The following is a 25,817-nucleotide window of genomic DNA, read 5'->3' on the forward strand; positions in this document are numbered from 1 at the left end:
CCAAAACTACGGATGCCGTTAGTGCCTAAGACACTCAACGGCATTCACAGCACAATCAAGCATTCTCTAAGTCTTCGTCACTACCTGAGCAACTTTCAACCTATCTGCCAGAGCTCCCTAGGGGCTCTGGTTGTAAGAAGCTCAGGGAGACCATCCTCGGTGATCAAGATATTCTCTTCATGAACAATTAATTTACCGCTCTCGTACTCCATACCAGGTTCGAGCGTGATAACCATCCCGGGCATCAGTAAGGCCATGTCACCCCTTCGATTGGATGGAGGTTCTGTCAGCTGCAACCCTAGCCCATGGCCACAACGTCCTATGGTGCTCGCTTTCATACCTTCTTTCATCAGCACATCAGTCATCGCAGCCCATAAATCACCAGTATGGGCTCCTGACCTGGCGGCATGGATGCCCGCTTCAGTAGCACGCCAAACCGCATCATTTGCCCGCAGTACATTATCGGAGATCTTGCCAACAGCATAGTTTCGGTCGAAATCACAAAAATACCCATCTACAGTGGCACCGACGTCGATGACCAAAAGATCACCATCGCGTAGTTCTCGATCAGAGCCCCGGGCGATGATTTGATCATAACCACCTTGGCCAGAAGCGCAGGCCATATAGGGTATTGTGTGAATGCCATGCTTTAGCATGTCGATGGAAAGGTCTCGACATACTTCAAATTCTGTTGATCCTTTGCTCGCGAAGCCCGGAAGCTCGCTTAATGACTGCCCAACGATAGCGCAGGATTTTCTGATCTTCTCCACCTCCGCAACTGATTTGATATTTCGCACTTCCCATAAGCAAGATGCACCGTCCACAATTGTTAAAGGTGAGACAAGTGAGGTCAAACGCTGGTAATCTAATAACGACATACGGAGAGTACTTTCCATTCCGAGCTCAAAGCCTAAACGCCCGAAACGCGCCCGTAGTGCCTTTAATACACTTGCTAATAGCGAGACCCCTTCGTCCTCCGGACAAGGCGAGTTCCATGTACGAATGGAGCCGACAGCAGATTTGCTCACGGGGACTTCTGCGATACCAGGTACAACAGCTATAGATTCGCCATTCGATGGAAGCACTAAAAACCAAGGCCTTGTTGGGCTCTCCCAAAACTGGGTGTCTAATCCGGTAAAATAGCGAAAGTTAGCGGCGGTCGTTACAACAATCGCATCTAGATCACGAAAACGCATGCTCGATTGTATGCGCTGGAGACGTTCTTCATACTCTTCTAAAGCGAACGGGAGGTTTCTCATAGATTCAGCACTCCGAGCAATATAACTATAGATAACACCTAGTCATTTGGATAGCACTCTCACTTCACTCCAACCTTTGGGCCTTCTAACAAAGTAACTGCCATGACGTGAATAAGACGCGTTCACTCACATAAATTCTACGCACCTGATACATTAAGGCGAAACAGAATTAACAGCTGCCTGCGTAGCCTCGATAGTCGGCTCGTCGAGGCCGTATTTATTGAGAAGATATGCATATTTCCCGCTAGACTTGATATATACCAGAGCTTCTGCGATATCTGCTTTAAGTGATAAATTCCGCTTCCCCAAGAAAATTCCGCAGACTCTCGGGTTTAGAATAGCATTACTGGCAATAGATAACCTTCCGGTTGATTGTTTGGCGAGCTGCCTTGCCCCTAGGCTATCCACATAAAAAACGTCAAAACCGCCTGCTAACAGAGCACTAGCAGCGGCCCTTGAGGTAGGAAATGTACCGACTGTGATAGGTTGATTACCCGAATATTCACAGACAGTGGAGGCACGACTCAGATCAGCAAGCCGTGCCGCATGCTGGACAGTAGCGACACGTCTGCCGCAAAGATCGCTGAGATCCTTTAGTTTAAACTGCGATTCGGACAACACCACCAGTGATTCGCCTGCCATGGCATAAGGTATAAATCCAGCAGTTCGAATGCGCTCCGGGGTCACTCTGAGTGCCGAAACAGCTATATCGTACGAAGAACTACTTAGATGCGCGGCTAAGTAATCAAGGCGAGCGTCCAGGAATTTGATTTTTTTATTGAGGTAACCAGCTATTGCAGTGACCATTTCAAAATCGAATCCCGCTCGCGCCCCATCAACCATGTAGTCGTAGGGTGGCAAGGTAAAATCAGCCGCAACAACTAAGCTTCCACCCCGCAATTGCGAGCCATCGCTAATAGCTGGGAGTAAAAGCGTCACCATTAAAATCGCCACCGCAACAATGCCTTTTAATAACCCTTTGACCCCAACAACACCCATCAGATAAACCACTCTTCCAAGCAGCGTCACTTCCTTACAACACCGCGCCTTTAACTGAACAAGCAACTGATATAGAACCCTAACGCTAGCGGAACCGTACAAGTTACGAACCAACCTCGATCATACTCAATTTCAGCTCACACTTTCACGAATTAAACCGTACAAAACGGGAATATCCTGCGCTTTTAATCATTAATCAACCAGTAATTACTAGCTTCGCGCAACGAAATTACGCGCACTGAAGCAGACTCTGAATTATATTAATATTAAGCATCCGCTTCAGCTCAGATACAGTACAGCCTCACTACTAAATCTAAACGAAGCGTTTTCGTAAAGACCGATCTTCGCAATAGACAGCCCCGCAGAATATAATTACCGACAACGCCATAAGTTAATACTAAACGAGCCTCAAAGGTTCATACACACCCTCCAAACGCGAACAGGATATGAGCCTCACGTATAAATTGAGCATCCCTGCTCAATTACTTTTACGCTGTAGCTGGTAGACGGTTCGAGCCAGTTTTATAGAAGGTACGCGGAGTCGCTACAAACATCACTGCTCCCAGGAATGCGCACGCGGCAACGACGTACAGCGAAACGTCCGTGCTGTGAGTTAAATCCACCATCCATCCAACAAAGAAGGGACTTATAAACCCCGCCAGGTTGCCCACAGAGTTAATCATAGCTACACCTGCAGCTGCGCTTGCACCCAGTAGCGCTGTGGGCACAGTCCAGAAAATGGGAAAGGAAGCCATTACCCCAGCAGTTGCGAGAGTCAGCCCGATCATCGCTAGAAGCGGGTTATGAGAAAAATGTGCAGCGATAACAAGACCCACCATCCCCATGAATAATGGAATAGCCAGATGCCATTTTCTTTCATTTCTAAGGTCTGCAGAGCGACCAACATAGATCATCGTTACCGCAGCAAATAGGTAAGGGATCGCAGTGAGCAAACCAACAGACTTCAGATCATTAAATCCTGAATTCTTGATAATGGTTGGCATCCAAAAGCCCAATGCATATTCACCCATTTCGATAAGGAAGTAGACCACGCTGAAATACCACACAATCGGCGAGGCTAAAAAGCTGAAAACCGAAGATCGAGAGCTAGACTCTTCACTCATCTCCTTGTCTCGCTTCAGGTCACATCGAACTAAGTCTTTTTCCTGATTGCTAAGAAAAGAAGCGGCTTCAAAGCCATTTGGCAGGAACTTGGTCACAAGATATCCAACCAAGATGGTAGGTACGCCGTAGCAAAGGAACAGCCACTGCCAGTTTGAGACCCCCATCGGAGCGTGCTGCAAGGCAGACATAATCCAACCAGACAGCGGGCCGCCAATGATTCCGGACAGAGGAATGGCAGCCATGAACAACGCGATAACCCGCCCGCGTCTTTCACTAGGAAACCAACGGGTGAAATAGTAGATAATCCCAGGAAAGAAACCTGCTTCAGCAACTCCAATGAAGAAGCGGAGCACATAGAAAGTATTGACCTCCTCGATAAGCATCATTAGCGAGGTGAGAACACCCCAGACGATCATCAGTAGGCTGATCCAACGTTTCGCTCCTACTCTTTCCAGAATAATGTTGCTGGGCACCGCAAACACTAAATACCCTAGGAAAAAAATCCCCGCCCCAAGACCATAGGCCGTCTCGGAAATCTTAAGATCCGCGAGCATATCCAATTTGGCGAAACTTACATTGATCCTGGCAAGATAAGCCAATATATAGCAGACAAACAGAAATGGAATGAGCCGAAATGATATCTTTCTATAAACCCGTTCCAAGCTCGCTGCATCCTCGATTTCAGTAAGCGAACGGGCATTACAGGTTGCGTAACGGCAGCCAGTTATGCGGCAACAACTCGGCGATCTCACTGGCGCGCTGCGTCGGCAGCCGCATCAGCACATCCTTGAGATAAGCATACGGATCATGCCCGTTAAGCTTGGCCGATTGGATCAAACTCATCAGCGCAGCCGCGCGTTGTCCGCTGCGTAACGACCCTGCAAAGAGCCAGTTCTTGCGTCCGAGCGCCCATGGCCGGATTTGCTGCTCGATGTGGTTGTTATCAATAGGCACCGCGCCGTCATCCAGATAACGTGACAACGCCGTCCAGCGTTTCAGGCTGTAATCCAGGGCCTTGGCGATGGCCACACCCTCGTGTACCAGCTCGCGCTGGGCGATCATCCAAGTGTGCAGCATGTTCATCACGGGGACGGCTTTTTCTTGTCGTATTCGTCGCCGTACATCGGGCTCCAAATCGCGGATTTCACTTTCGATTTCGTACAGCAACTGGATATAGCGCAGAGCTTGCTCGGCGAGCGTGCTTTTGTTCGTGGCGTGCAGGTCGAAGAACTTACGCCGCGCATGGGCCATGCAGCCGATTTCAGTGACACCGAGTGCAAAACTGGCTTTGTAACCACCAAAATCATCGCAGACCAGCTTGCCCTTCCAGTCTTGCAGGAAGTTGCGTGCATGTTCGCCCGAGCGGCTGGGGCTGAAGTCGTACACCACTGCGCGGATATCGGCAGACGCGGTGGTTGCATAGGCCCAGACGTAGGCCCGATGGGTTTTCTTCGAGCCAGGCATGAGCACCTGTACCGGCGTTTCATCGGCGTGCACCACGTTGTGTCCAAGCACCACTTCGCGCAGAGCATCAACCAGTGGTTGCAGTTGCACACCGCAAGTGCCGACCCACTGCGCCAAGGTCGAGCGCGGGATGGCGAGGCCGGCCCGGCCAAAGATCTTTTCCTGACGGTACAGTGGCAAATGATCACCGTATTTGGCGATCATCACTTGAGCCAGCAAACCTGCTGTGGGGATGCCTTTATCGATGACCTGCGCAGGAACAGGTGCCTGGATCAGGGTCTCGCAGTCCTCACAGACCCACTTGCCACGGATGTGTTGTTCAACCGTGAACACGCCGGGCGTGTAGTCGAGTTTCTCGCTGACATCCTCGCCGATACGCTTGAGGGCGCAGCCGCATTGGCAGTGAGTGTTGTCCGGTTCGTGATGGATGGGCGTGCGTGGAAACTCGGGCGGCAAGGCGGTGCGTTTAGGTTTTTGCCGAGCCACGGTCGGGGCTGGAGCGGGTTGCAACGTCTCAAGCTCGGCTTCGATGGCCGCGATATCGGCATCGATCACGTCATCGAGCAGGCTGGTTTGATACGGATTTAGCTGCTCGCTGCGCTTGGCAAACTTGAAACGCTTGAGCTGTGCGATCTCGTGGGTCAGCTTGTCGTTGACCGTTTTGTAGTGATGGATCTGCTTGTCCATGGACTCGACTTTTTGATCGAGAGTCTCGACACGCTGCATCAGCTGCGCGGCGATAGCGCGCAGTTGTTCAGGGTTTAATTGGTCGAAATCAGGAAGCAAAGTCATGCCGCCGATTTTGTCAGAACAGGCCAACACTGACGATAGGCTCATCGGACAATTGCACGGCGACGCTGGCCATGGCAGTGATTACATCAGGGTAATCGCACTGTTTTGCCCAACTCTTTGCCAAGGTAAACCCAGCACCAGGGCATGCAGTTGTTCGGCACCCAATTCCATCTGCGAGCCGTGCCGAGATCCCGGCCAGAAAAATTTGCCTTGATGCAGTCGGCGCGCCGCCAGCCAGATGCCCAACCCATCGTGCACCAGCACTTTCATGCGATTGGCGCGGCGGTTGGCAAACAGATAAGCACAGTGCGGCTGCGCCGCACCGAACACGGCCACCACCCGCGCCAGCGCTGTGTCAGTGCCGGCGCGCATGTCCATGGGCTCAGTGGCGAGCCAGATGGCGTCGATACGAATCATCGCAACAGGTCTCGAAGAAAGGTTGCACAGGCAGCAGCACTTTCAGTTGGCCAGTTCACTTTAACGGTGCCGCGCGGATGCTGGATCTCAACGCTGATAGTCGATGATGCCGATTGCGACTCAGTGCTGGCGAGTGGCATGGGCAGTGAAACAAAAGCGGGATGCAGCGCCATGCTTTTCTGCGTTTGCAGCCGAATCCACTTGTGGACGAGGTTCGCGTTGAGGCTGTGGCTCAGCGCAACGTTGGCAATCGAGGCCCCAGGTTGGGCGCACTCTTGAATGACTTGGGCCTTGAACGACCTGGAATAGGAACGGCGTTGTGGCTGCATGAAAGACCCTCTTAAAAGGCTAGAAGTGGTGTCCACTTAAATAGGTGGACACCATCGCCTTTGGCGGTGGGGTCAGAAAGGTGTGTTTGCTGGCCGGTTACCTTGAAATTGATGGAATTAAATGTAACGGCAGCGAGCGGGAAATCCGTATCCCTGGAGAGCACCACATCGAAGTCAGGCCAGGATGACTGGGCGCGTTGACTCCTAGAGACCGTCACAGTTATAGAGGTGCCGGGGCTAGGCAAAGGCGCCGCTCACTTCATGTATAAGGAGGGGAAAGAAGCGCTAGAATGACTATTGTGACATTTTCCTGATTTTCTATCTGTGAATGGCCCTACAGCCCTTGTAGAACGTGGCTTTCTGGTTTTTGTTCGACGATAGGGATTTGGACCTTGTTTACAAGGTTATAAATAGCGCAGTGTGACATTTACCGAGAAGGCGCGGAGTGGCTATGGATGCGGTTTCAAAAATCTTGACCAAAAGCGGCCCAATGTTGAGCAGTGAGCTCGCGAAGATTTTGGAAGTCGAGCACAACTTGACGCCTGCGGCAGCACGCAAGCGTGTTGAGCGCGGCTGCGATGACATGAGAAAGCTTGGGCATTTGGTTTTCCCGCATCGTGCCCGCTTTGTCTACTTGCGTTCCGATTACGGTTCGCCAAGATTTTTCTCGAAGCTGATGGATGCGCTCCAAGAGACGAACAGCACGTATTACCAAGCGCTTCAGGCTTTGAAGATGCGCTCCAACATAATGATGCGTTCACACTTTCTCATCGCCTGTGGGGCGCCAGTCGCTCAGCTAAAACACATTTCCGCGCATACTCTCCTTGAGCGTTTGATTAGTGCAGATCTCCTCAAGGAGGTCACCCTACCGGGTGGTGATGTATGCATCGTTAGGTGCGATCAGGAAATGTCTCTCAAAGACGGATTCACACTCCCCCGACTTAAAGCTCGAAATATTTGTGAGCGAGTGGCGCTCTTGGCAGTTAAAGACTGGGCGCGAAATTTGGGCCTGGTGAGCTACGAGGCCGTCAAAACGCGTGAAGACGAGGGTCTTGAGAAGATGCCTCAAGTAGGCACGTTCCAATGGGATATGGCCGGGCCGTCTTATCTGTTCCCAATGCGTTCATACACTGAAGCCACTGGCGTTAAAGGAGGCTTTTTTGTTTGCGACATTGCCTTGAATGGAAAGGTAACGGCGAAGGAGCTGAGTGCGTTCATAAAAAAATGCGCGACGCTTCGAAGTCTGAAGAAGGTTAATCGCTGTCTTCAGTTATTTGTGGCCGAAGAGTTTTCAATGGACGCGTTCGCGCTGCTGAAAAGCGAGGGCATCATCCCGGCCACAACAGAAAACCTCTTCGGCATAGAGGTCGCTAGGGTCCTTAAGAACTTATGCTCGGTTCTCGAGAATACGGCGAGGCTTCTGGATAGCCCTGAGACTCTGGATAAGATTTTCAACGTCCTTTCCCGAATCGAAGGCGCCGCCTCCACGTTACGAGGCAGTCTGTTCGAATTTGCGGTGGCTCTGATTGCCAAGACCAGCTTTCCAGGTGGCGATCCTGAGGTAAATCGCAAGGTCAAAGATAGCCTAGGACGAGAAGCTGAAATTGACGTCTTGATTGCCAGAAGAAATCGAGACGTAGTGTTCATTGAGTGTAAGGGGGTTAACCCCATGGGCAATGTTGACGACGCGGAGGTCGTGAAATGGCTTGATGAGCGGATCCCGGTGATTCGCGAAGTGGCCAAGAGTCACTCAGAGTGGCGGGACCTTACGCAGCGTTTTGAAATTTGGAGCAGTGGTCGATTCACACCCGAGGCGTTGCTGATGATCTCGGAGAGAAACCTTCAAACTCAAAAGTACGAGATCGTTGCCAGGGGCTCAGATCAGGTTTTCGAGCAAGTCTTGGGTAGTAACGATGCAGGGCTGATCCGCACCTACGAACAGCACTTCATCAACCACCCTTTGAAAGAAATTGAGATGAGCCATGAGCGAGCGGCCAGAAAAAAGGAGCGGGACAAAAAGCGAACCGCGGTTGAGAACACTTCAGTGCCAGCTTCCCCAGCGCCACTCATATCTGTATCTGCTTCCGGGGCGGCGTAGTGCTGCTGGTATGGTAACGGCGCCTCCTTTTTACCCCAGTGATACCAATGTGGTATTACTGGGTTAATATACAGCTCTCTCACTGGTGTTCGCTCAAGAGGACTGTATGGCTCCTACTCATGGCATCATCGAACTCAGATCGCTTGTCGATCTCCTCTCCCTGTTCAAAATCTGCCCTGACATCACGTTGACCAAGGAGCAGTACAGTCACCCATTACGCCCATATCGCTTGATCCAGCCTGAAGCCAGTTGCCAATACCAAAAAAAAGGTACGCGCTGTTCGAAGATGCATCAGCATGGCTTTGTCGTCGAACTCAAAGATGGCTCTAACGTACTGATAGGTCATTGCTGCGCCCACAATCACCTGGGTCTTCATGACGCTGAGGTCAAAGGCGCGTTAAAACAACTTTCAGCCGCGGAAAAACGAAATATTCGCCGCCATAAGGTGGAGACGTTACTCCTCCAGCGGGATGCGTTTGTTGAGCGGGTAAGAACGGCAAATATCAGGCATCGCGGGCTATTGGAAAGAATTGACCACGTCATGCAAATCCTTCCCGAGCGTGTGGGTGACATCCTGCAAACTCGGTGGAAAAGCAGCCAGTTGGAAGTGCGATGGGACTATCAAATCATCAAAAAAGGGATTGATGAGAAGGGTAAGGCCTATGAGGAGCGTCACTGGTACCCCCATTCCTTCGGAAATCTCAAAGGAATGGGGGTATGGCTACAGTTGGGTCGACAGCGGTATCAGGAGCGTCTGCTCGATTTTCGCCGCTCACTTGAAACCATTCCCTCAAATACTCGTTTGACCAATGCACAGGTTGAACAGGCAGAGGCTGTTTTCAATCGACTGAATGAGCTCACAGTCATCGAGAGAGATATACATTCCCAGACGGAGCTGATCGATGAATTCCTTAATCCCGCCAACCTGGAAATGGTTATCCAGTTGACCAGCAATCAAAAAATTCGCGCGAAAACGGTGCTCGCCGTGCACCAGCTTCGAAATGAGCCTTGCGGCATGTCTCCTGAGAAATACGTAGCCGAAATCGACCGAATGCTGAAGCAACGATATTCTGCCGGAGCCATACGAATCTCTGAGTGATTCTACTCGCCCCGGCGTCAAAGCTCGATTCGCTGATATCGACCTCTAGGGCAGAGCGCGCGGGGTCTTACGTTGGCGTAGGGGGCGGGTTGGTGTTTTGCTGGTCGATGAGCTGTGCTCGAGAAATTCGCCAAGTCCAGACAATCGTGGTGAGCATGCAGATGACGGCTACGATCATTGCAATCGTGATTCCTGTAATGCTCAGCAGAAAACCTAATACGCCATCTATGTCTGCGCTTTGCCCCATCGTGCGCTGTAGAGCCATGAAACGAATTCTGGCTGCGATGTCGGCCTTCATTGCGCCGAACGCCGCTTTCTCTATGTTCACATCTGTGTCGCTGGGCATCATCTTGAACGTTGTCTTGTAAAGCTCCACTGCCGTGCCGCAATAGTAATTGCGGCTCGCGTCATTATTTTTTGATGCATCGATGCAAAGCTCAAGGTAATCAATCGTTCGCTTGTCTTGGTTTTCGGCAAGCATGAAACCGTACTTAGCGTTATGTTCGTTGGAGCTTTTTCGGTACTCACCTAGCAGGTAGGTAAGGTACCCAAGGTAGCTACCTAAGATGACAATTCCTACGGTGGCCATGAGCAGGACCCTGGTGAGCGTGCGTTTCGAGGCCTTGAGCGTAATCTTTTTGGCTAGCTTTCCCAGAAAGCTTGCATCATCAAATCCATCTTTAATGGTGCCCATGTAGCTCCTTCCACAGTTTCGGCTTATCTTAGGTGGCCAGCATTATGCCTCCGTGCCGTCATGGCCGCGAGCGACGATGGCCAGGTGATGGAAATGCCTAGGAGCATTAGCGAGGCTGCGTCGCATCCACGCGTTGAAGCTGCTCCTTCCAAGTGCTCGAATGTGAAGGAGTCACAGTCTGGTGAAAATTAGAAAGCTGGAAATCAGGAACTTCCGTGGCGTCAGCAAGCTGGAGTGGAACCTCCCGAAGGCTCACATCTTCTGTCTGATTGGAAAGGGAGACTCGTCTAAATCGACCATACTGGATGCCATTCGGTATACGTTCTATCCCCAGTGGAATCTCACGCTCAGCGACGCCGACTTCCATAACGGCAACATTGAAAATTCGATCACAATCGAAGCAACGATCGGCGAGCTTGTAGACGATTTTTGTTCTCTCGCTAAGTATGGACATTACCTCCGAGGCTGGGACATCGACGCGTTTCAGATCAACGATGAGCCAGATGACCATCTCGAAAACGTGCTCACCGTGCGTTTCACTGTTGGCAAAGATCTCGAACCCCAATGGGTTGTCGTATGCGACCGACAACCGGAGGGAGTTCCCTTCAAGCAAGCCGACCGGAACAAAGTCAGCGTCGGCTTGATCGGCACATTCAGCGAAAGGCAGCTTTCCTGGGCTACGGGTACTGCCTTGTCAAAGCTGACCGCGGCACAGAGCCTGAATGAACTGCTGGCAGATGCCTCAAGAACTGCGCGATCGTCATTAGATGCGAAGCGGGAGGAGACGCTAAAAAATTTCGATGCTGCGGCGTTGAAATCTCAGGAAGTCGCCAAGCTCCTTGGGGTTCCCGTAGTCGATGCCTACAAGGCGCACCTCGATCTTGCCTCCATAAATTTGAAAGCCGGTGGACTAGTCCTGCATGACGGTGAAATTCCGCTGCGCCAGTTGGGGCTAGGATCCAGGCGCATGCTTCTGTGCGGTATTCAGAAGATGGGGCTGGATGAAGGCCATATCACCCTGTTCGACGAGGTGGAGCTCGGCCTTGAGCCTCACCGGATTACACGGCTGATCAAGCACATCAGGGAAGACAAACGGGGCCAATATTTCCTTACGACCCACTCGCCGACAGTATTGCGTGAGCTGACCATCAATGAGCTCTACGTCGTGCATCGTGAAGGCGGCTTAACTCAGGTTATCCCAGCAGCAAAAAAAGGGCTTGAACAGCATGAACTACAGGGAAAAGTACGTTCAAGCTCCGACGCGTTCCTCGCCAAGAAGGTCATCGTGTGTGAAGGCGCAACAGAGGTTGGCTTCCTCCGGGGATTCGATGATTACCAAGTCGAGAATAAGAAAGATCCACTGTCATACCATGGAGTGGCACTGTTAGACGTCATCGGTGGGTCAAAGGTGAAACCGATCGCCAAGGCGTTTAAGGCACTTCACTACAATGTGTCTGCACTTGCCGATGGAGATGCGGACGACCAATTTTCCGAGGCTGATGCGCGTGAGCTTAGGGAGTTGGAGATTCCAGTCTTCATGTGGAGTGACAAGCTGTCATTGGAGGAGCGTGCTTTTCAAGATGTGCCGTGGGAATTCGTCTTGAGTAGCCTCTATCTAGCACGGGATACGCTGAATTACTCGGTTAGGGATCAAGTACTCAATAAGTTCGACGGTAACTTGGAAAAGGAGCTTGGCGACTGGGAAGACAGCCCCGAGCTGCGAAAGGCGATTGGTAATGCGGCCAAAAAATCGAACTGGTTCAAAGACATCACACGTGGCGACCTGTGGTTCAAAACGATTAAACCTGCGTTTGAGGACGCTGAATTCGCTAAAACGGACCTATCCATCCAGCTAACCAAGCTTTGGAGGTGGGTCGAGCATGTCTGAAGAATTAGCCGTAAAGCTCAACGATTGTAAGGCCAAAGGGTACGTAATCGCCCCGGCAGGCTACGGAAAGACGCATCTCATTGCTTTGGCAACGCGGATTTCTGACGGTAAGCAGCTGGTTTTGACTCACACCTTCGCCGGCGTAAATTCGATCAGAGCGAAGATGACTTCGCTCGGCGTACCGACTTCAAAATACCAGATCGACACCATTGCGAGCTGGTCTCTGCGTCTGTGCTTGGCCTATCCGAAGACATCAGGGTGGAATGTAGACAACCCGACAGATGAACAGTGGAACCAGCTTTATGGATGCTGCTCTGTCCTGCTAGCGAAGTTGTTCATTCGGCATGCCATATCAGCTTCATACGCGGGTACCAGTCGCGGAGAGTCTGCGATCCTCCGGAAAACTACCAAATACCCAAGCCTGCTTTTGGCCGCAAATGTTTACCTCGAAGATCCTACAAGCCGTCACTTGATAGCATTTTTCCTAGAGCTCAAAGCAAACCCGGAAACGGGTGCTTATCGCCGTGACTTGTTGTTTCGCCTGCTCCATGTACTCAAAATGCACAGCGAGAGCGAAGGGTCGACCCTTTTAGAGGTGGGCAAGATCTACCAACGCGATATGAGGCATACGGGGCGACCCATCTCTCACCGTAAACTCATCGGCACCACATTGTTGGTTAAGGGCCTTGAATTCGATCATGCGGTAATCCTGGATGCGGATTCTCTTGATGCCAAGCATCTGTATGTTGCGATGACTCGCGGATCCAAGTCTCTGACGATTATCGGCAATGGCCGGCATGTGCCAGTAGAGCGGGTCGTATAAGTTAGTCGTCGCGAGGAGATGGATTGTGAGTAGCGCAAACACGTAGAGGGAAGGGCAGAAGCCAAACGCATGGCGAGGACTCCGGAGCGGGTGTCAATGGCCATTAATTTTGACCCACTTTTGGCCAATAGAATTGACCCACTTGCTCACCGCTAACCGCCGGTTTTCTGCTTCAAACGATAGCTCTCACCTCCCAGCATAAAGATGTGTGAATGGTGGATCACGCGGTCGATGATGGGCACGGCCACGTTGTCGTCATGGAAGAACTCGCCCCAGCTGGTGAAGTCCTTGTTGGTGGTCAGGATGACCGAGCGGTACTCGTACAGGTTGTTGATTAACTGGAACAGGTTGTACCGGGCTTGGCGCGTCATCGGCAGGTAGCCCAGCTCATCGATGATCAGCACGTCGTATTTGCTCAGCTGATTAAGGCGCTTCTTCAGCTCGCCCTTCATTTCCGCCAGCTCCAGATCCTCGACCAACGCCAGAGCCGTGCGGAACAGCACCTTGTAGCCCGCCTGAACCGCCTTGTGGCCAATCCCAATGGCCAAGTGGGTCTTGCCCACACCCGGTGGTCCGATGAACACCAGGTTGTCGCGGTTGTCGATAAAGCTGAAGTCCAGCAAGGTGCTGACCTGGCGCTTGGTGATGGTGGTCTGGTGCCGGTAATCGAAGGCCTCCAGATGCTTCTCCGAGGGGAACTGCGCCTGCTTGAGGTTGCGGCTTACGCGGCTACTGGAGCGGGCGTTAAGCTCATGCTCGACCAGTGACTGGGCGAAGCTCAGGTAGGACAGTTCATTGGCTTCGGCTCTGGCCAGCAGGGTGGCCAGCTCACCCGCGGTCGCGCTGAGGCGCAGGCTTCGGTACTGCGCGATAGTGCTGTCGAGCAGGCTCATTGGGTCACCCCGTGGCCAGTCGACTGGCCAATGCGGGCATAAGCGTTCAGGTCGGCGTGACTAACCTGGCTACCGGCCTCTGGCGCATAGTCATGGTCGCCGATGATCCGGCCCCGCGCCTTGGCTTGCTGCCATGCTTCGAGGTAGCGCTTGAGCCCGGTGGCGGTCAGTTCACTGCGCTCGCACAACTCGCCGAGCAACGCCGTATCAACCGGCGCATGGGCCATGAGCAGGTCGCGTGCAGCAACCAGCTGATCCTTGTAGATACGCGGCGAAGTACGCTTGAGCAGTTGGCACAGGGTTGCCCCAAGGGCATCGGGCAGGATCGAGTCGATGCCGCGCTCCAGGTCGGTAATGCGCTGGGCATGGTCTCGGTAATGGTTGTTGTTCTTGATCATCCGGCCCTTGGCCTTGCACAGGTCATGGGTGGCTATGAGTTCACCGCTCTCCAGGTCATGGATCAGCAACTGGTTGTCCTGTGCGCTGACACCGACACGGGCTTGCTGCCAGGCCATGGGTACCGAGTACTTGTTGGCCTGCCATGAGATCAAGCCGGTCTTGTCGACCTTGCGGGTCTCCCTTGTCGGCGCCACGTGCAGCAGGTTCTGCGGGACGAGATAGGGCTTGAGCTGACTACGCTCCAGTGCCTCGAAATGCGCTCTTGGATGCTGCCCCGTCGTGCCGTGCACGCGTGCGTTGGCGACAGTCTCGAGCCAATCATTCAGGTGCTGTCGGACGGCGGCCTCGTCCTGGAAGTGCTCGCCGTAGAAGCAGTCACGCTTGACGTACTTGACCCCGGCCTCCACCTTGCCCTTGCTCTCCGGGTCATAGCCCTCGCAGGCATGGATGCGGTACCCGACGGTAGTCGCATACTGGTGGAAGCGCTGGTTCAGCGTCAGCTCACGGTACTGCTCGTTGATCACCACCATCTTGGTCTGATCGTAGATGCACTCCTCGGTGACGCCGCCGAAGTAGCGGAAGGCCTCGTCGTGCATCTGGATAAACCGTTCGGTATCCAGCGGCCGGAAGTTCAGACCGACATACATCAGCCGTGAACAGGACAGCACAAACACCACAAAATGAACGACACGCTCCAGGCCGCCAATCATGACGCCTCGCAGCTCACCGGGGTCGACCTGACACTGCACGCCAGGCACTGACTCAACGACCGGCTCGTAATAGCGCAACTGGCCACTGGCAACCTGCTGCTTGAGCGCTTGCACATAGCGGCGAATGCTCCGGTCTGACACCGCCAGCTCGGTGGTGCGCTCCCTCAGGCGACGGGCCAGCTTGACTGCGCTCAGGGCTGGAAACTGACCCAACTGATTAATCAGATAATCGCGGTGCTCGTCGAGCACCTTGGTGCGTGAAGGGTCAGCAATGGTAGCGCTGATCTGCATCTCATCCAGGTGGAGATACTTGCGTACGGTGTTCCGGGAAATCCCCAGCTCACGACTGATGGCACGGACCGACAGGCCTCGGCCCTGGTCATACAACCCCTTGATCTTGTGAATCACAACCCACTCCTTCAATGATCTGTCCCCGGCCTGTGCATAAGGCGGGTGACGCTACATGGTCGGTGGCCAATGCCACTATGGGTGGGTCAAAATTGTTGGCCAGAGGTGGGTCAGTTTAATTGGCCATTAACAGCGGGAGACAAAACCCACCGTAAGTGACGACATCAGCTAAATTTTGAAAAAAACCACAAGGTAAGCTTGCAAGGTGCCTTCAAAGCATAGGGCATGCGGTATGCTCAGATTTTGAAGGGAGCGAGACGAAGATGTCGCACGCGTTAAAGCTGTTTGTTGAGAATCAGGAAGATATTGAGCAGCTATGGGTTATTCACGAGGATTATGCTGGCGAGGGTAGAGGGCGTAAGCATGGTGTTGAGGTACTGAACCGTTCCGTTATCGTGTTCGTGACGGCTATATGGGAAAGCTTCATAGAAGACTTGGCTCAGGAAGCGTTTGACTACTTGATTACCCATGCGTCTGACTCCAGCCATATCCCCCAAAAAATCAAAAATCATATTGCAGCAGCGGTTTTGAATCAGAAAGATCCAGACCGAGTTTGGGAGGTTGCAGACTTGGGATGGAAACAAGTCTTGGCGTCGCATAAATCGGCAGTGCTGGAGAAATGGGTCGGCAATTTCAATACCCCCAAAACCGAGCCAGTGAATAAACTTTTTGATCAGTTGTTAGGTATCCCGGCCCTCAGCAATAACTGGCATTGGAAAGGCGTCTCCCCCAAAAAAGCAGCCGAGAAGCTGGATAAGTTCATTACTATGCGCGGCGATATCGCCCATCGCTTACGGCATGGTAAGCCGGTGGGCAAGGGGGATGGATTCAACTATTTGATGCACGTTATCAGTATTGCTTTCCATACTGAGTTTGCTGTGGGAGATCATCTCGCGCGGGTCACTGGTACTTACCCTTGGTCGCCAATACACCACTCAGATTGATGAACCATTTTAGGCTCAGCGCAAGTGGAATTCTTGCTTCATCCCCTTGTCGATATTTTATACGGTCCGGCGGATGCTAGCCGGCGCCGTTTTTGAAAGCACCACTACGGTGATTGCAAAAAACTGCCACCGCAGCCCGCCGGTGCAGCAACTGCGGTTCAAGCTAAACGTTAATACAGGTGGGAAAGACTGAACTCGGCCGATTCTGTTGGAGTGTCGGACGTGGTTTCAAACCTGATAGCGCAATGCAGATCATTTGGGGCGTGATGCGACACCCTATGACCTGAAGGAGCATAAGGGACCCTGCATGGATTGCTTGAACCGTTCAAAGCGCTCACGGGCGTCGGTTTGCTGAAGGTTCGAACGAGAATAGAACACTGTGTGGGTGAATACGTCTAATGCGGAAGTACTTTCACGAATGTTTGCGTAACAGGAAATCTGGAGCATGACGCCATCCAAGCGGTCATCCTCAAGGCGTTTATCAATGTGTCGACGGTGTTTTTCATACAAATTAATTAACTGCTCATCAACATGAATCTGCAGTTTTTGACTTGTATCGACAACGATAGGTTCTTTCGCTGATACCTGGGGTTCAAAATTAAAAGCCACGCACCCAGACCCCAATCGGTCTAATTGCCGGCAGCCGCGGCTTAACTGTTTTTCAAAATTTTCCGGAGAGTTGATTGTTTTACATGCTACAAAGTAATCACCAAATGGAGCTTCAATGATGACGTCAGGCTCACCCAAACGTGCTCCGAGTCTCCGATGACGCGCGTACTGAAGAGTTTCTAATTCGAACAGCGCATCCTTCCCTGGCGATGGTGTTTTTGACGTCGGATCCAAGGTATTGGATGCCATTCGGCTGAGTGGCTCCTTGAGCTCACTCTCATCCCCACAAGCGACGATGGCAGAAAGAACCCGCTGAGCTTGGCAAAGCTTGGGATCGAAAGGTTCTGCCGCATTTTTTTCCGCTGTGACTTTTTCGCAGATTTCCAAATACGCTGCAAGATCCGTTTGATTTCTGATTCCTACGCTGTGCCGTAAGCAAATTTCTCGTACTTTCGTAGGGAGTTGGGCTATTTGCGCCCATGATAGCTGAATCTCAGGGCTAGCTTGGCGATCTGTCTGGAACATCAAATCTCCCTCAATTTCGTATGATTATTCGCAAAGTTATCGAGCGGCAAACCCTCAGCATTCGCCCATGACGACCGGGGTGCCATTGTGCTAGACCAGCTGAGATAGTTGCTACCCAGAGTGTGCAAGAGTGATTTGATGTCATTGAGCTTAAATCCCCCGACATACTCGCCTGAATCGACATAGCAGGGCGAAGGGCCAATCATCACATGAGCAACAATACGATTGTGCTGGCTACGATCGGCCAGTACGCCAATCATCGCGCTGACTGAGTGACCGACCAGAATGACCGGGCCTCTACCGAATTCGTCGATGATTTGAACTAGATCCTGAGCGTAGCCATTTAGGTACGACCACATGTTGTGATCGCAGCCAAAGCCGTGGCAAAAGATCAGTGTGGTCGAGCCGCCACCTACTACGATTACTTTGTTGCGACTTTGGACAGACATACTGAACGCTCCCGATGACCCAAATGAAGAACTCAGGCGCAGCACATAGTTTGAGCAGAACTCATTCACCCAGAACGCCACTTGGCTGGCAGTTGTATTATGTGTAGGCAGTTGCAACGCCAGCGCGGACTGGCAATCGACAAGTCCCCGCTCCGTAAGCCTATAGCCGTGGACTTCTTGGATTAGCCTGCCCCTTGAGAGCCAGTAACCCAAGGCACGTTTTTTCACCAAAAATTCCAGAAGCGGTTTTGACATGGCGATCAATGAGAGTTGATCACTAGCTTGGGCAACCCGAAAAGCCGCAATGGTGTAAGCACGAACTTCCGAATGAGCCGTGGGGAAAGCTTCAGGAGCAAAGAGCTGAAGGTTTCGCATGTTCGATCCTTGAAGTTGTAGAGGATTCCAGTAACTTCTTTGACTCTAGCCAATATTCCTCAAGCAGGAAGTATCAAGAGCGCGGATAAGGGGTTCGTTTCCGCTTTGGAGACATAGAACACATTGGTGCATGTTTTTCTGGAAGAGCCCGCAAGGCGGGGCTATATACGCTTCCATTGCTTTATTCATGTATCATCTTGTTTGTAAGTGTCGTCTCGTTTTCGCTTTAGCGTAAAGAGTAAACTCGATACGTGCAGTATTCAAGAGTATCAAAAAATTCTTTACCTAATATCGCCGTGGTTGTTCGTTGGTTCTCATGATTGTAGTTATTTGGGTTTTGGGCTAAATGCTTGCTGTTGTTGCGAAGGTATACAGTGCGCACATTCGGGAGCGTAACCAACTTGTACTGATATTGAATATTTTCCTAGCGGCTGAGAAATAATGGTTTTCTCTCGAGAAGAGGTAGGATTGCATCTTGCATTGCTTGTTTTCTAATAAACTTGCAAGGGTGTTATTGGCTGTTTTTTTACATTGTGTGGAGTCACTTTTTCATAAGTTCAGCCAATGCTGCAAATGGGTTGTGAGTTGCGGATGCTTGTTTTGGCGAACTCAAAGAAGATTCGGAGAAATATTGCTGATCAGTGTAGCGTGAGTGTTCATTGTCATGACAGAACAAGCAGAGAAGCTCCCAGTTAGATCCATCCTGAGGGTTGTTGTCGTGGTTGTGGTCACGGTGGTGCACGGTTAGCTCGCTCAGGCGCTTGCCAGAAAACTCACGAGCGCATCGGCCGCAAACATGTGGATACATCTTGAGTGCTTTATCCCGATAACCTGATTCCTTATCGCGCTTCGCATCTGCGAGGATTCGATCCAGTTTAGAAAGGCTAGGTGTGGTTTTGTTGTTCATTTGAGTGTCCGGGATGAGTGCTTAGGAAGGATAAACCGTATCGAGACGCTCTGTAAGCGATAAGTCAGGGCTCACATACCGGAAAAAAATGGTATGTATCGTTGGGGCCTATGACTATTCATAGTCGGATACCATTTTTCTGGTAGATCCACGCACAGCAACTCCCAGTTGGAACCGTCCTGGGGGTTGTCATCATGGTTGTGGTTACGGTGGTGGACGGTCAGTTCACTCAGGCGCTTGCCGGAAAATTCACGGGCGCAGCGGCCACACACGTGGGGGTACATCTTCAAGGCTTTATCGCGGTAGCCCATTTCGCGGTCGCGCTGGGCATCGGCGAGGATGCGGTCCAGCTTGGCGGTGTGGGAGGGCGGGTTGTTCGAGCTCATCATGGCTCCTGGCTATTGTTGGGTGGTTCACGGACAAGGTTGATTCTAGCCGCTCCCACCGGGGATTGGCGCGATTGAATCAACCGCGATCAGCCCTTGAGCTTCTCTGCAATCCAGATGGTATGCCGCGTGCCCTTGTTGCCATGGGCAAATACTTGTACTTCCTCGGCCTTGAAGCCGGCCTTGCGCAGTTTGTCACTGAACAGCTTGTCGGCGCTGGCCGACCACACCGCCAGCACGCCCTTGGGTCGCAGGGCCTTGGCGCAAGCGGCCAGGCCACTGGCCGAGTACAGCCAACTGTTGGCCTTTTGCGTGAGCCCCTCGGGGCCGTTGTCGACGTCGAGCATGATCGCGTCAAAACCTTGGGGTTCGGCCTGCAGTACCTTGGCCACGTCTTCCTGGCGGACCACGGTGCGCGGGTCCAGCAGCGGGCGTCCGGACTTTTCCCCCAGCGGCCCACGGTTCCATTCCACGACGCCGGGCACCAGTTCGGCCACCACCACTTCGGCGCTCTTACCCAAATGCTTGAGCGCCGCGGCCAAGGTAAAGCCCATGCCCAGGCCGCCGATCAGCACCCGCGAACCCGGGCGCCCGGCCACTTTGCGGCAGGGAATCTCCGCCAGGGCATCTTCGGAGCCGTGCATGCGCGTGTTCATCAACTGGCCACCGTCACCGCCCTGGATCTTGATGACAAAGTCTTCGCCGTATTCGAACAGGCACAAGGCACCGCCGTTGTCGGGGATTGGGGTGGTGTCCAGCAGAACGAAACGTTTCATGGAAATCTCATTGGGAAGGGCATTCTTGCGCGGTTGGGAGTAGCCTTAAGGCATTCCGGTCAGGCCATGGAGCCATCGATGAAGTGCAGCATTCTAACGGTCATTGTGTTGAGCGCGCTCGCATTGGGTACCGCGCAGGCTCAGGAGTTACAAACCGTACCGGTCGCGCCCACGCCAACCCCAGGCGCGCCGGGCACGCCAACGCCCACGTTGTACCCGCAAGTCACGCCGCCCGTAGCGCCCAAGACCCATAATGGCGCGCCACCGCTGGCGCCCATCGTGCTGCCGGCGCCGCCCAAGGACCAGACGGTCCCTGGCCTGCAGCAGAACGACAGCAAGCCAAAGACGCCAGGCGGTTAGACCAGGCCGAGGGCCTTGAACACAAAGGCATATTCGAGGGCGACGTCACGTAGCCCCTGATAGCGCCCGCTCATGCCGCCATGGCCGGCACCCAGCTCGGTCTTGAGCAGCAGCAGGTTGTCGTCCGTCTTGGTATCCCGCAGCTTGGCCACCCACTTGGCGGCTTCCCAGTACTGCACGCGGCTGTCGTTATAGCCGGCGATCACCAGCGTGGCCGGGTAAGCCTGGGCGCTGACGTTCTCGTACGGCGCGTAGGCCTTGATGCGCGCATACACCTCGGGGTCCTCGGGGTTGCCCCATTCGTCGTACTCGGTGATGGTCAGCGGCAGTTCCGGGTCGAGCATGGTATTGAGCACATCGACGAACGGCACTTCGGCAATCGCCGCCTGGAATAACTCCGGGCGCTGGTTGAGTACCGCGCCGATCAACAGGCCACCGGCACTGCCGCCGCTGATCGCCAGTTGCTGGGAGGTGGTCAGGCCCTCGGCGATCAAATGTTCGGCGCAGGCAATAAAGTCGCTGAAGGTGTTCTGCTTGTGTTCCTGCTTGCCGTTGCGATACCAGGCTTCCCCCAGCTCACCGCCGCCGCGCACATGGGCGATGGCAAACGCCACGCCACGGTCGAGCAAGCTCAGGCGCGCATGGGAGAACCACGGGTCGAGGCTTGAGCCGTAGGCACCGTAGCCATACAGGTACAGCGGCGTCGGCTTGCCGAGCTGGTCACGCTTGACCACCAGGCTGATGGGCACCTGGGTGCCGTCGGCAGAAGTGGCCCACAGGCGTTGGCTGACGTAATCGTCGGCGTTGAAGACGCCCAGCACCGGGGTTTCCTTGAGCACGACCTGCGCGCCTGTCGCCAGGTCGAGCTGGCGCACCTGGGCCGGACGGTTCAAGGCCTCATAGCGCAGGCGGATCTTGTCGCTGGGAAACTCCAGGCTGTTCTGCACGTAAAGGCTGTAGGCGGCGTCAGGCAATTGCACCCGATAGGCTGGCACGTTCTCAGGGTGCACTTCGATAACCGGCAGGCCACCAATGCGCAGGCTCAAGGTCATGGCGTTGGCGTTCAGGCTCACGCCGTCGAGCATGACCTCATCGCTGTGGGGGATCAGGTTGTGCCAGTCGGCTTCGGTGGGCGGCGTGCCGGTGTCGGCGGCCACGTACAGCGCATGGTTGATGCCGTCACGGTTGCTGCGGATAAACCAGGTCCACTGGTCATTGCGTTTGCCGTGGTCGACATCGTATTCGTGGTCTTCGACCCGCGGCGCCAGGCAGGTAAAGGCCAGGTGCGGTTGCTCGGCGTCCAGCGCCCAGACTTCGCTGGTGGTCTTGCTGCCCAGGGCCAGCAACAGTTGGCGCTCGGAGCTTGAGCGGTAGCAATGCAGGAAGAAACGGCCGTCGGGCTCGTGGAACACTTCCTGCGCTGCGGTGCCGTCCAGGCGATAGCGATACAGTTTGTGCGGGCGGTGGGTGTCGTCCAGTTCGCCGAAAAACAGGGTCAGGCTGTCATTGGCCCAGGTCATGCTGCCGTCGCAGTTGTCGAACGCCAGTTCGCTGACCTTGTCGGTCGCCAATTCCTTCACGAACAGGGTGTAAATCTCTTCGCCGCTGGTATCGAGGCTGTAGGCCAGGCGTTGGTGGTCGGGGCTGATGCTGAACGCGCCCAGGGAGAAAAAGCCGCCATTGGCCAGCACGTTCGGGTCCAGCAACAGTTCCTCGCTGCTGGCGTCCACCTGGTTGCTGTCATCGGCCGGGCGGCGGCAGCGGTAGTGGCGGGCGTATTCGTCGCCGGCGGTGGTGCGGGTGTAATACAAATACGGGCCCCAAGGGGAGGGCAGGGACAGGTCGGTTTCCAGAATGCGGCCCTTGATCTCGTCGAACAGGGTCTCGCGCAACGCCTGCTGATCGGCCAGTTGGGCTTCCTGCCAGGCGTTTTCGGCCTTGAGGTAGTCGAGCACCTCAGGGTTGTCGCGTTCTTGCAGCCAGGCGTACGGGTCTGGGCCTGGGGCCTTGCGGGCAATCGGTGCGGTGGAAATAGGCATGGATAATTCCCTATCTGGCAGACGGTGGCAGGCATTGCAGCCGCGACACGCAAAAGCCGTTATCATAGCCGCCTGTTTGCCAACCTTGCCATGGACACCATGACCGAGAACGACTATCTGACCGCTTGGGGCCTTTACGCCTTCGCCGCTTTGGGCTGCCTGTTGGTGTGGTGGCGCATGACCCGCTGGATCTGGCGCTGGCTGCGCGAGCCCCTGCAATTGCTGATGGCGGTGTTGCTGCTCAGCCCGACCATCGTCGACCCGGTCAAGACCCAGTTTGCACCGGCCGTGGCCATTACCGCCCTGGACCTGGTGCTCAAGGTCGGCAACAACGCCTGGCGCGCCATTTCCGACCTGTTCATGTACACGATGATCGCGTTTGCCCTGTACATCGTGTTTGTGCTGATTCGCTGGCCCATCGAACGCGCCGCCAACGCTCGCCGTGAGCGCAAGGCGGCTGCGGATGCCGCCTTGGCCGCCGAGCCGGAAGACGACGAACCGTTCCGTCGCCCGGCGCCTGCCGGTGGTATGCGGGTCGAGCCGCGCCTTTAACGTTGTTTGCCCTGCAGCGAGAGCCCTGGCATGTGTGAATTATTGGGCATGAGTGCCAACGTCCCCACCGATATCGTGTTCAGCTTTACCGGGCTGATGCAGCGCGGTGGGCGCACTGGCCCGCACCGCGACGGCTGGGGTATTGCCTTCTATGAGGGCCGTGGCCTGCGCCTGTTCCAGGACCCGGCCGCCAGCAGCGAATCGGAAGTCGCGTTGCTGGTGCAGCGTTACCCCATCAAGAGCGAAGTGGTGATCGGCCATATCCGCCAGGCCAACGTCGGCAAGGTCAGCCTGGCCAATACCCATCCGTTCGTGCGTGAGCTGTGGGGGCGTAACTGGTGTTTTGCCCACAACGGCCAACTGGCGGACTTCAACCCCCGCGCCACCTTCTACCGGCCGGTGGGTGATACCGACAGCGAAGCGGCGTTCTGCGACTTGCTCAACCGCGTGCGCGAGGCCTTCCCCGAGCCGGTGGACATCGAACAGGTGCTGCCCGACCTGATCGCCGCCTGCGCCGAATACCGCAGCAAGGGCGTGTTCAACTGCCTGCTCAGCGACGGCGACTGGCTGTTCTGCTATTGCTCGACCAAGCTGGCGCAGATCACCCGGCGTGCGCCTTTTGGCCCGGCGCGCTTGAAAGATGTCGACGTGATCGTCGATTTTCAGGCCGAAACCACCCCCAATGATGTGGTAACGGTGATCGCCACCGAACCCTTGACCGACAACGAAAACTGGACCCGCTACGAACCGGGCCAATGGAGCCTGTGGCGACGCGGTGAATGTGTCAGCCAGGGCGTTACCGAGTAAGGAATCGAGCATGTTGCTGAGCTATCTGCGGTTGGTATTGTTTGCCGTTGGCTTGTTGGTCGGCGTGCAGGTGCCGGGGTTTATCAATGACTACGCCAAGCGCGTCGAGGCCCACCTGATCGAGGCCCAGACCGGTTTGCGCGGTTTCGAGTCCACGGCGCAGCAGTTCTTCAACGGTGATATGCAAGCCTTGGTGGCGCATTACCGCGCCAGCGATGACCCGGTATTCCAGAGCGACGCCAGCAGCCTGGGCGCCATGCTCGATCGCCAACTCGAGTTGGACAAGCAATACCAGGCCATGCAAGGCCCGTGGTACATCCGCGCCCTGCAGGTGGCGGTGGCCGCCGACCCGGATATCCGTCTGGAAACCTGGAATGGTTACAGCTACCAGATTCTGCTGACGCCTGAAGCCATGGGCTGGGGCCTGGGCGGGGCTATGCTGTTGTCATTCGGCATTGAATGCCTGTATCGCTTGATCGATTGGGTGGTATTAGGCGGCCGGCGCCTGCGCCAGAGCCGACCCATCGAAGAGCGGGACCTCAAGGGCCTGTAACGACCCACTGATCGTTCCCACGCTTCGCGTGGGAATGCTTTTTCTGACGCTCCGCGTCGCGCGTGAGGGCGCAGAGCGCCCTGTGCTGCATTCCCACGCAGAGCGTGGGAACGATCAGTCGGGTTTATTCAGTTGCATGCGTTCTGTACCCACTTCCTCGGCATAGCGCGCCACGACCTTCTGGCACAACCCCACAATCTCCTCCACCAATTCCACCCCCACGCGCCACGACACTACCACCTGCAAGTTCGGCAGGCGCTGGGCCATGGGCAGCATCACCAATTCCCCTCGCTCCAGCTCTTCGCTGACCAGCACCGGCGGCAGCGCGCCAATGCCGAAGCCATCGCGCAGCAACCGGGTGATCGCCGACACCGAGTTCACACAGTTCATGCGCGGTGCGGCCACGCCATTGGCCTGCATCAAACTCAACACGTCCTGATGCGGGTGTGAGTTTTTCGAGTAGGTGATGATGCGTTCCTGGGCCAATTCGGCGAGGGACGCGTAGTCGCGGTTGTAGATCGACTGGCTGGCCACGATCCAGGCCATGGGGTGGCTGGCCAGCTCCAGGCTGCGCACGGTTTCCAGGCGCAGCAGGTCGGTTTGCAGGATCAGGTCGAGGAAGCCTTTTTGCAGCTGATCGCTGAGGTTCAGCGCAGTATCGGCGATCAACTCGATCTCTACCAGCGGGTACAGCTTCATCAGTTCAGCAACCAGCGGGCTCAGCCAGGTGTGGATCACCGTGTCCATCGCGCCGATCCGAATGCGCCCGACCTTGCTGCTGGTAGTCTCCAGGGACTGCTTCAAGCCCTGCATGGTCACCATCATCTGCTCGGCATAGTCGAGCACTTTCAAGCCTTCCGGCGTCAAGCTCACGCCACGCGAATCACGCAGGAACAGCTTCACCCCCAACTCGCTTTCCAGCACCGCGATGCGGCTGGAGATCGAGGCTTGGGTGGTGAACAGCTTCTCGGCCGTGAGCCGGAAGCTCTTGAGCTTGGCCACCCAGACGAAGGTTTCGAGGAACTTCAAATTCATGGGATCAACTTTTTCTTATGCATGGATCGGTTTTTATTAGTTGGACGTCGCACCGGGCAAGCGCCAAAAATCGAGCTATTCCACGATAAGCGTCGTTGGGGTG

23 protein-coding genes and 2 pseudogenes are annotated in these 25,817 nt (G+C 54.4%); 9 read left to right on the forward strand and 16 right to left on the reverse strand.

Annotated elements, in window-relative coordinates; all coding sequences use genetic code 11:
* Positions 1 to 95: 95 nt before the first annotated feature.
* From ACWHXD_RS08645 to tnpA, 6 genes are all read right to left on the reverse strand, one after another.
* Complete coding sequence (locus ACWHXD_RS08645) at positions 96 to 1,259, reverse strand: M24 family metallopeptidase (protein WP_499083826.1); 1,164 nt, start codon at positions 1,257 to 1,259, stop codon at positions 96 to 98.
* 153 nt (positions 1,260 to 1,412) lie between these two features.
* Positions 1,413 to 2,288, reverse strand: a complete 876-nt coding sequence (locus ACWHXD_RS08650) for a transporter substrate-binding domain-containing protein (protein WP_499083827.1) — start codon at positions 2,286 to 2,288, stop codon at positions 1,413 to 1,415.
* Positions 2,289 to 2,746: 458 nt separating this feature from the next.
* Positions 2,747 to 4,045 (reverse strand): MFS transporter, encoded by a 1,299-nt coding sequence (locus ACWHXD_RS08655; protein WP_499083829.1) that lies wholly within the window; start codon positions 4,043 to 4,045, stop codon positions 2,747 to 2,749.
* Positions 4,046 to 4,082: 37 nt separating this feature from the next.
* Entirely contained in the window at positions 4,083 to 5,639 is a 1,557-nt protein-coding gene (gene tnpC, locus ACWHXD_RS08660; RefSeq protein WP_019818069.1) for an IS66 family transposase, read from the reverse strand.
* A gap of 81 nt (positions 5,640 to 5,720) precedes the next feature.
* The gene (gene tnpB / locus ACWHXD_RS08665; RefSeq protein ID WP_019719038.1) at positions 5,721 to 6,056 is read right to left on the reverse strand and encodes an IS66 family insertion sequence element accessory protein TnpB; all 336 of its coding nucleotides are present in this window, start codon (positions 6,054 to 6,056) and stop codon (positions 5,721 to 5,723) included.
* Positions 6,053 to 6,385, reverse strand: a complete 333-nt coding sequence (tnpA, locus tag ACWHXD_RS08670; protein WP_019818068.1) for an IS66-like element accessory protein TnpA — start codon at positions 6,383 to 6,385, stop codon at positions 6,053 to 6,055. Before tnpA ends, tnpB begins: the two co-directional genes overlap by 4 nt.
* Before the next feature lie 451 nt (positions 6,386 to 6,836).
* Between tnpA and ACWHXD_RS08675 the strand changes: the two genes are divergently transcribed.
* Together ACWHXD_RS08675 and ACWHXD_RS08680 are read left to right on the forward strand one after the other, a co-directional pair.
* A complete protein-coding gene (locus ACWHXD_RS08675) occupies positions 6,837 to 8,483 on the forward strand; it encodes a hypothetical protein (RefSeq protein WP_499083830.1) in 1,647 nt (548 codons plus the stop codon).
* Between the two features lie 106 nt (positions 8,484 to 8,589).
* On the forward strand, positions 8,590 to 9,582 hold the full coding sequence (locus tag ACWHXD_RS08680; protein ID WP_110601921.1) for a hypothetical protein: 993 nt from the start codon (positions 8,590 to 8,592) through the stop codon (positions 9,580 to 9,582).
* A 67-nt stretch (positions 9,583 to 9,649) separates the two neighbouring features.
* Here ACWHXD_RS08680 and ACWHXD_RS08685 read toward each other — a convergent pair whose 3' ends face one another.
* A complete protein-coding gene (locus ACWHXD_RS08685; protein WP_110601924.1) occupies positions 9,650 to 10,276 on the reverse strand; it encodes a hypothetical protein in 627 nt (208 codons plus the stop codon).
* Positions 10,277 to 10,457: 181 nt separating this feature from the next.
* Here ACWHXD_RS08685 and ACWHXD_RS08690 point away from each other — a divergent pair, with 181 nt between their 5' ends.
* Positions 10,458 to 12,164 (forward strand): ATP-dependent nuclease, encoded by a 1,707-nt coding sequence (locus ACWHXD_RS08690; protein ID WP_499083833.1) that lies wholly within the window; start codon positions 10,458 to 10,460, stop codon positions 12,162 to 12,164.
* Positions 12,157 to 12,987: a hypothetical protein gene (locus ACWHXD_RS08695; RefSeq protein ID WP_499083834.1), complete on the forward strand. Its 831-nt coding sequence runs from the start codon at positions 12,157 to 12,159 to the stop codon at positions 12,985 to 12,987. Before ACWHXD_RS08690 ends, ACWHXD_RS08695 begins: the two co-directional genes overlap by 8 nt.
* A 152-nt stretch (positions 12,988 to 13,139) precedes the next feature.
* Here the strand turns inward: ACWHXD_RS08695 and istB are convergent, their stop codons facing one another.
* Positions 13,140 to 13,880, reverse strand: coding sequence for an IS21-like element helper ATPase IstB (istB, locus tag ACWHXD_RS08700; protein ID WP_064491510.1), 741 nt, complete (start codon positions 13,878 to 13,880; stop codon positions 13,140 to 13,142).
* Complete coding sequence (istA, locus tag ACWHXD_RS08705; RefSeq protein ID WP_081273177.1) at positions 13,877 to 15,397, reverse strand: IS21 family transposase; 1,521 nt, start codon at positions 15,395 to 15,397, stop codon at positions 13,877 to 13,879. The genes istB and istA overlap by 4 nt, the downstream gene beginning before the upstream one ends.
* 263 nt (positions 15,398 to 15,660) lie before the next feature.
* On the opposite strand from istA, the gene ACWHXD_RS08710 reads away from it, so the two are divergent.
* Positions 15,661 to 16,341: a HEPN domain-containing protein gene (locus ACWHXD_RS08710; RefSeq protein ID WP_146225341.1), complete on the forward strand. Its 681-nt coding sequence runs from the start codon at positions 15,661 to 15,663 to the stop codon at positions 16,339 to 16,341.
* A 276-nt stretch (positions 16,342 to 16,617) separates the two neighbouring features.
* On the opposite strand, the gene ACWHXD_RS08715 is transcribed toward ACWHXD_RS08710, so the two are convergent.
* From ACWHXD_RS08715 to ACWHXD_RS08735, 5 genes and pseudogenes are all read right to left on the reverse strand, one after another.
* A complete protein-coding gene (locus tag ACWHXD_RS08715) occupies positions 16,618 to 17,475 on the reverse strand; it encodes a hypothetical protein (RefSeq protein ID WP_258379933.1) in 858 nt (285 codons plus the stop codon).
* Between the two features lie 77 nt (positions 17,476 to 17,552).
* Positions 17,553 to 17,924, reverse strand: a pseudogene (locus tag ACWHXD_RS08720) (alpha/beta fold hydrolase); the annotation flags it as partial.
* Positions 17,925 to 18,840: 916 nt separating this feature from the next.
* A complete protein-coding gene (locus ACWHXD_RS08725; RefSeq protein ID WP_081794187.1) occupies positions 18,841 to 19,206 on the reverse strand; it encodes a YajD family HNH nuclease in 366 nt (121 codons plus the stop codon).
* Positions 19,207 to 19,355: 149 nt separating this feature from the next.
* Positions 19,356 to 19,592: pseudogene (locus tag ACWHXD_RS08730) on the reverse strand (YajD family HNH nuclease); the annotation flags it as partial.
* 89 nt (positions 19,593 to 19,681) lie between these two features.
* Complete coding sequence (locus ACWHXD_RS08735; protein ID WP_003189610.1) at positions 19,682 to 20,368, reverse strand: spermidine synthase; 687 nt, start codon at positions 20,366 to 20,368, stop codon at positions 19,682 to 19,684.
* Positions 20,369 to 20,446: 78 nt separating this feature from the next.
* On the opposite strand from ACWHXD_RS08735, the gene ACWHXD_RS08740 reads away from it, so the two are divergent.
* The gene (locus ACWHXD_RS08740; protein WP_057710843.1) at positions 20,447 to 20,728 is read left to right on the forward strand and encodes a hypothetical protein; all 282 of its coding nucleotides are present in this window, start codon (positions 20,447 to 20,449) and stop codon (positions 20,726 to 20,728) included.
* Here ACWHXD_RS08740 and ACWHXD_RS08745 read toward each other — a convergent pair.
* The gene (locus ACWHXD_RS08745) at positions 20,725 to 22,767 is read right to left on the reverse strand and encodes a S9 family peptidase (RefSeq protein WP_138762178.1); all 2,043 of its coding nucleotides are present in this window, start codon (positions 22,765 to 22,767) and stop codon (positions 20,725 to 20,727) included. The genes ACWHXD_RS08740 and ACWHXD_RS08745 overlap by 4 nt on opposite strands.
* A 24-nt stretch (positions 22,768 to 22,791) precedes the next feature.
* Here ACWHXD_RS08745 and ACWHXD_RS08750 point away from each other — a divergent pair, with 24 nt between their 5' ends.
* Genes ACWHXD_RS08750 through ACWHXD_RS08760 form a run of 3 tightly spaced genes read left to right on the forward strand, consistent with a single transcriptional unit; the run spans position 22,792 to position 24,679 of the window.
* Complete coding sequence (locus tag ACWHXD_RS08750) at positions 22,792 to 23,319, forward strand: hypothetical protein (protein ID WP_034126627.1); 528 nt, start codon at positions 22,792 to 22,794, stop codon at positions 23,317 to 23,319.
* A gap of 30 nt (positions 23,320 to 23,349) precedes the next feature.
* Complete coding sequence (locus tag ACWHXD_RS08755) at positions 23,350 to 24,126, forward strand: class II glutamine amidotransferase (RefSeq protein ID WP_003189615.1); 777 nt, start codon at positions 23,350 to 23,352, stop codon at positions 24,124 to 24,126.
* Positions 24,127 to 24,136: 10 nt separating this feature from the next.
* Positions 24,137 to 24,679 carry a DUF2937 family protein gene (locus ACWHXD_RS08760; protein ID WP_034134972.1) on the forward strand — a complete coding sequence of 181 codons (543 nt, stop codon included), beginning with the start codon at positions 24,137 to 24,139 and terminating at the stop codon, positions 24,677 to 24,679.
* A gap of 114 nt (positions 24,680 to 24,793) precedes the next feature.
* On the opposite strand, the gene ACWHXD_RS08765 is transcribed toward ACWHXD_RS08760, so the two are convergent.
* Positions 24,794 to 25,714 (reverse strand): LysR family transcriptional regulator, encoded by a 921-nt coding sequence (locus tag ACWHXD_RS08765; RefSeq protein WP_032892868.1) that lies wholly within the window; start codon positions 25,712 to 25,714, stop codon positions 24,794 to 24,796.
* Positions 25,715 to 25,817 lie beyond the last annotated feature (103 nt).

It is taken from the genome of Pseudomonas fjordensis (assembly GCF_976987115.1).

Bases quoted from the DNA above. Each gene is read 5' to 3' on its own strand.
- ACWHXD_RS08685 (WP_110601924.1), bottom strand. From the start codon at position 10,276: ATGGGCACCATTAAAGATGGATTTGATGATGCAAGCTTTCTGGGAAAG.
- ACWHXD_RS08695 (WP_499083834.1), top strand. From the start codon at position 12,157: ATGTCTGAAGAATTAGCCGTAAAGCTCAACGATTGTAAGGCCAAAGGG.
- ACWHXD_RS08710 (WP_146225341.1), top strand. From the start codon at position 15,661: ATGTCGCACGCGTTAAAGCTGTTTGTTGAGAATCAGGAAGATATTGAG.
- ACWHXD_RS08725 (WP_081794187.1), bottom strand. From the start codon at position 19,206: ATGAACAACAAAACCACACCTAGCCTTTCTAAACTGGATCGAATCCTC.
- ACWHXD_RS08765 (WP_032892868.1), bottom strand. From the start codon at position 25,714: ATGAATTTGAAGTTCCTCGAAACCTTCGTCTGGGTGGCCAAGCTCAAG.
- ACWHXD_RS08760 (WP_034134972.1), top strand. From the start codon at position 24,137: ATGTTGCTGAGCTATCTGCGGTTGGTATTGTTTGCCGTTGGCTTGTTG.
- ACWHXD_RS08675 (WP_499083830.1), top strand. From the start codon at position 6,837: ATGGATGCGGTTTCAAAAATCTTGACCAAAAGCGGCCCAATGTTGAGC.
- ACWHXD_RS08645 (WP_499083826.1), bottom strand. From the start codon at position 1,259: ATGAGAAACCTCCCGTTCGCTTTAGAAGAGTATGAAGAACGTCTCCAG.
- ACWHXD_RS08740 (WP_057710843.1), top strand. From the start codon at position 20,447: ATGAAGTGCAGCATTCTAACGGTCATTGTGTTGAGCGCGCTCGCATTG.
- istB (WP_064491510.1), bottom strand. From the start codon at position 13,880: ATGAGCCTGCTCGACAGCACTATCGCGCAGTACCGAAGCCTGCGCCTC.
- ACWHXD_RS08735 (WP_003189610.1), bottom strand. From the start codon at position 20,368: ATGAAACGTTTCGTTCTGCTGGACACCACCCCAATCCCCGACAACGGC.
- tnpA (WP_019818068.1), bottom strand. From the start codon at position 6,385: ATGCAGCCACAACGCCGTTCCTATTCCAGGTCGTTCAAGGCCCAAGTC.
- ACWHXD_RS08745 (WP_138762178.1), bottom strand. From the start codon at position 22,767: ATGCCTATTTCCACCGCACCGATTGCCCGCAAGGCCCCAGGCCCAGAC.
- ACWHXD_RS08755 (WP_003189615.1), top strand. From the start codon at position 23,350: ATGTGTGAATTATTGGGCATGAGTGCCAACGTCCCCACCGATATCGTG.
- ACWHXD_RS08680 (WP_110601921.1), top strand. From the start codon at position 8,590: ATGGCTCCTACTCATGGCATCATCGAACTCAGATCGCTTGTCGATCTC.
- ACWHXD_RS08715 (WP_258379933.1), bottom strand. From the start codon at position 17,475: ATGTTCCAGACAGATCGCCAAGCTAGCCCTGAGATTCAGCTATCATGG.
- tnpC (WP_019818069.1), bottom strand. From the start codon at position 5,639: ATGACTTTGCTTCCTGATTTCGACCAATTAAACCCTGAACAACTGCGC.
- tnpB (WP_019719038.1), bottom strand. From the start codon at position 6,056: ATGATTCGTATCGACGCCATCTGGCTCGCCACTGAGCCCATGGACATG.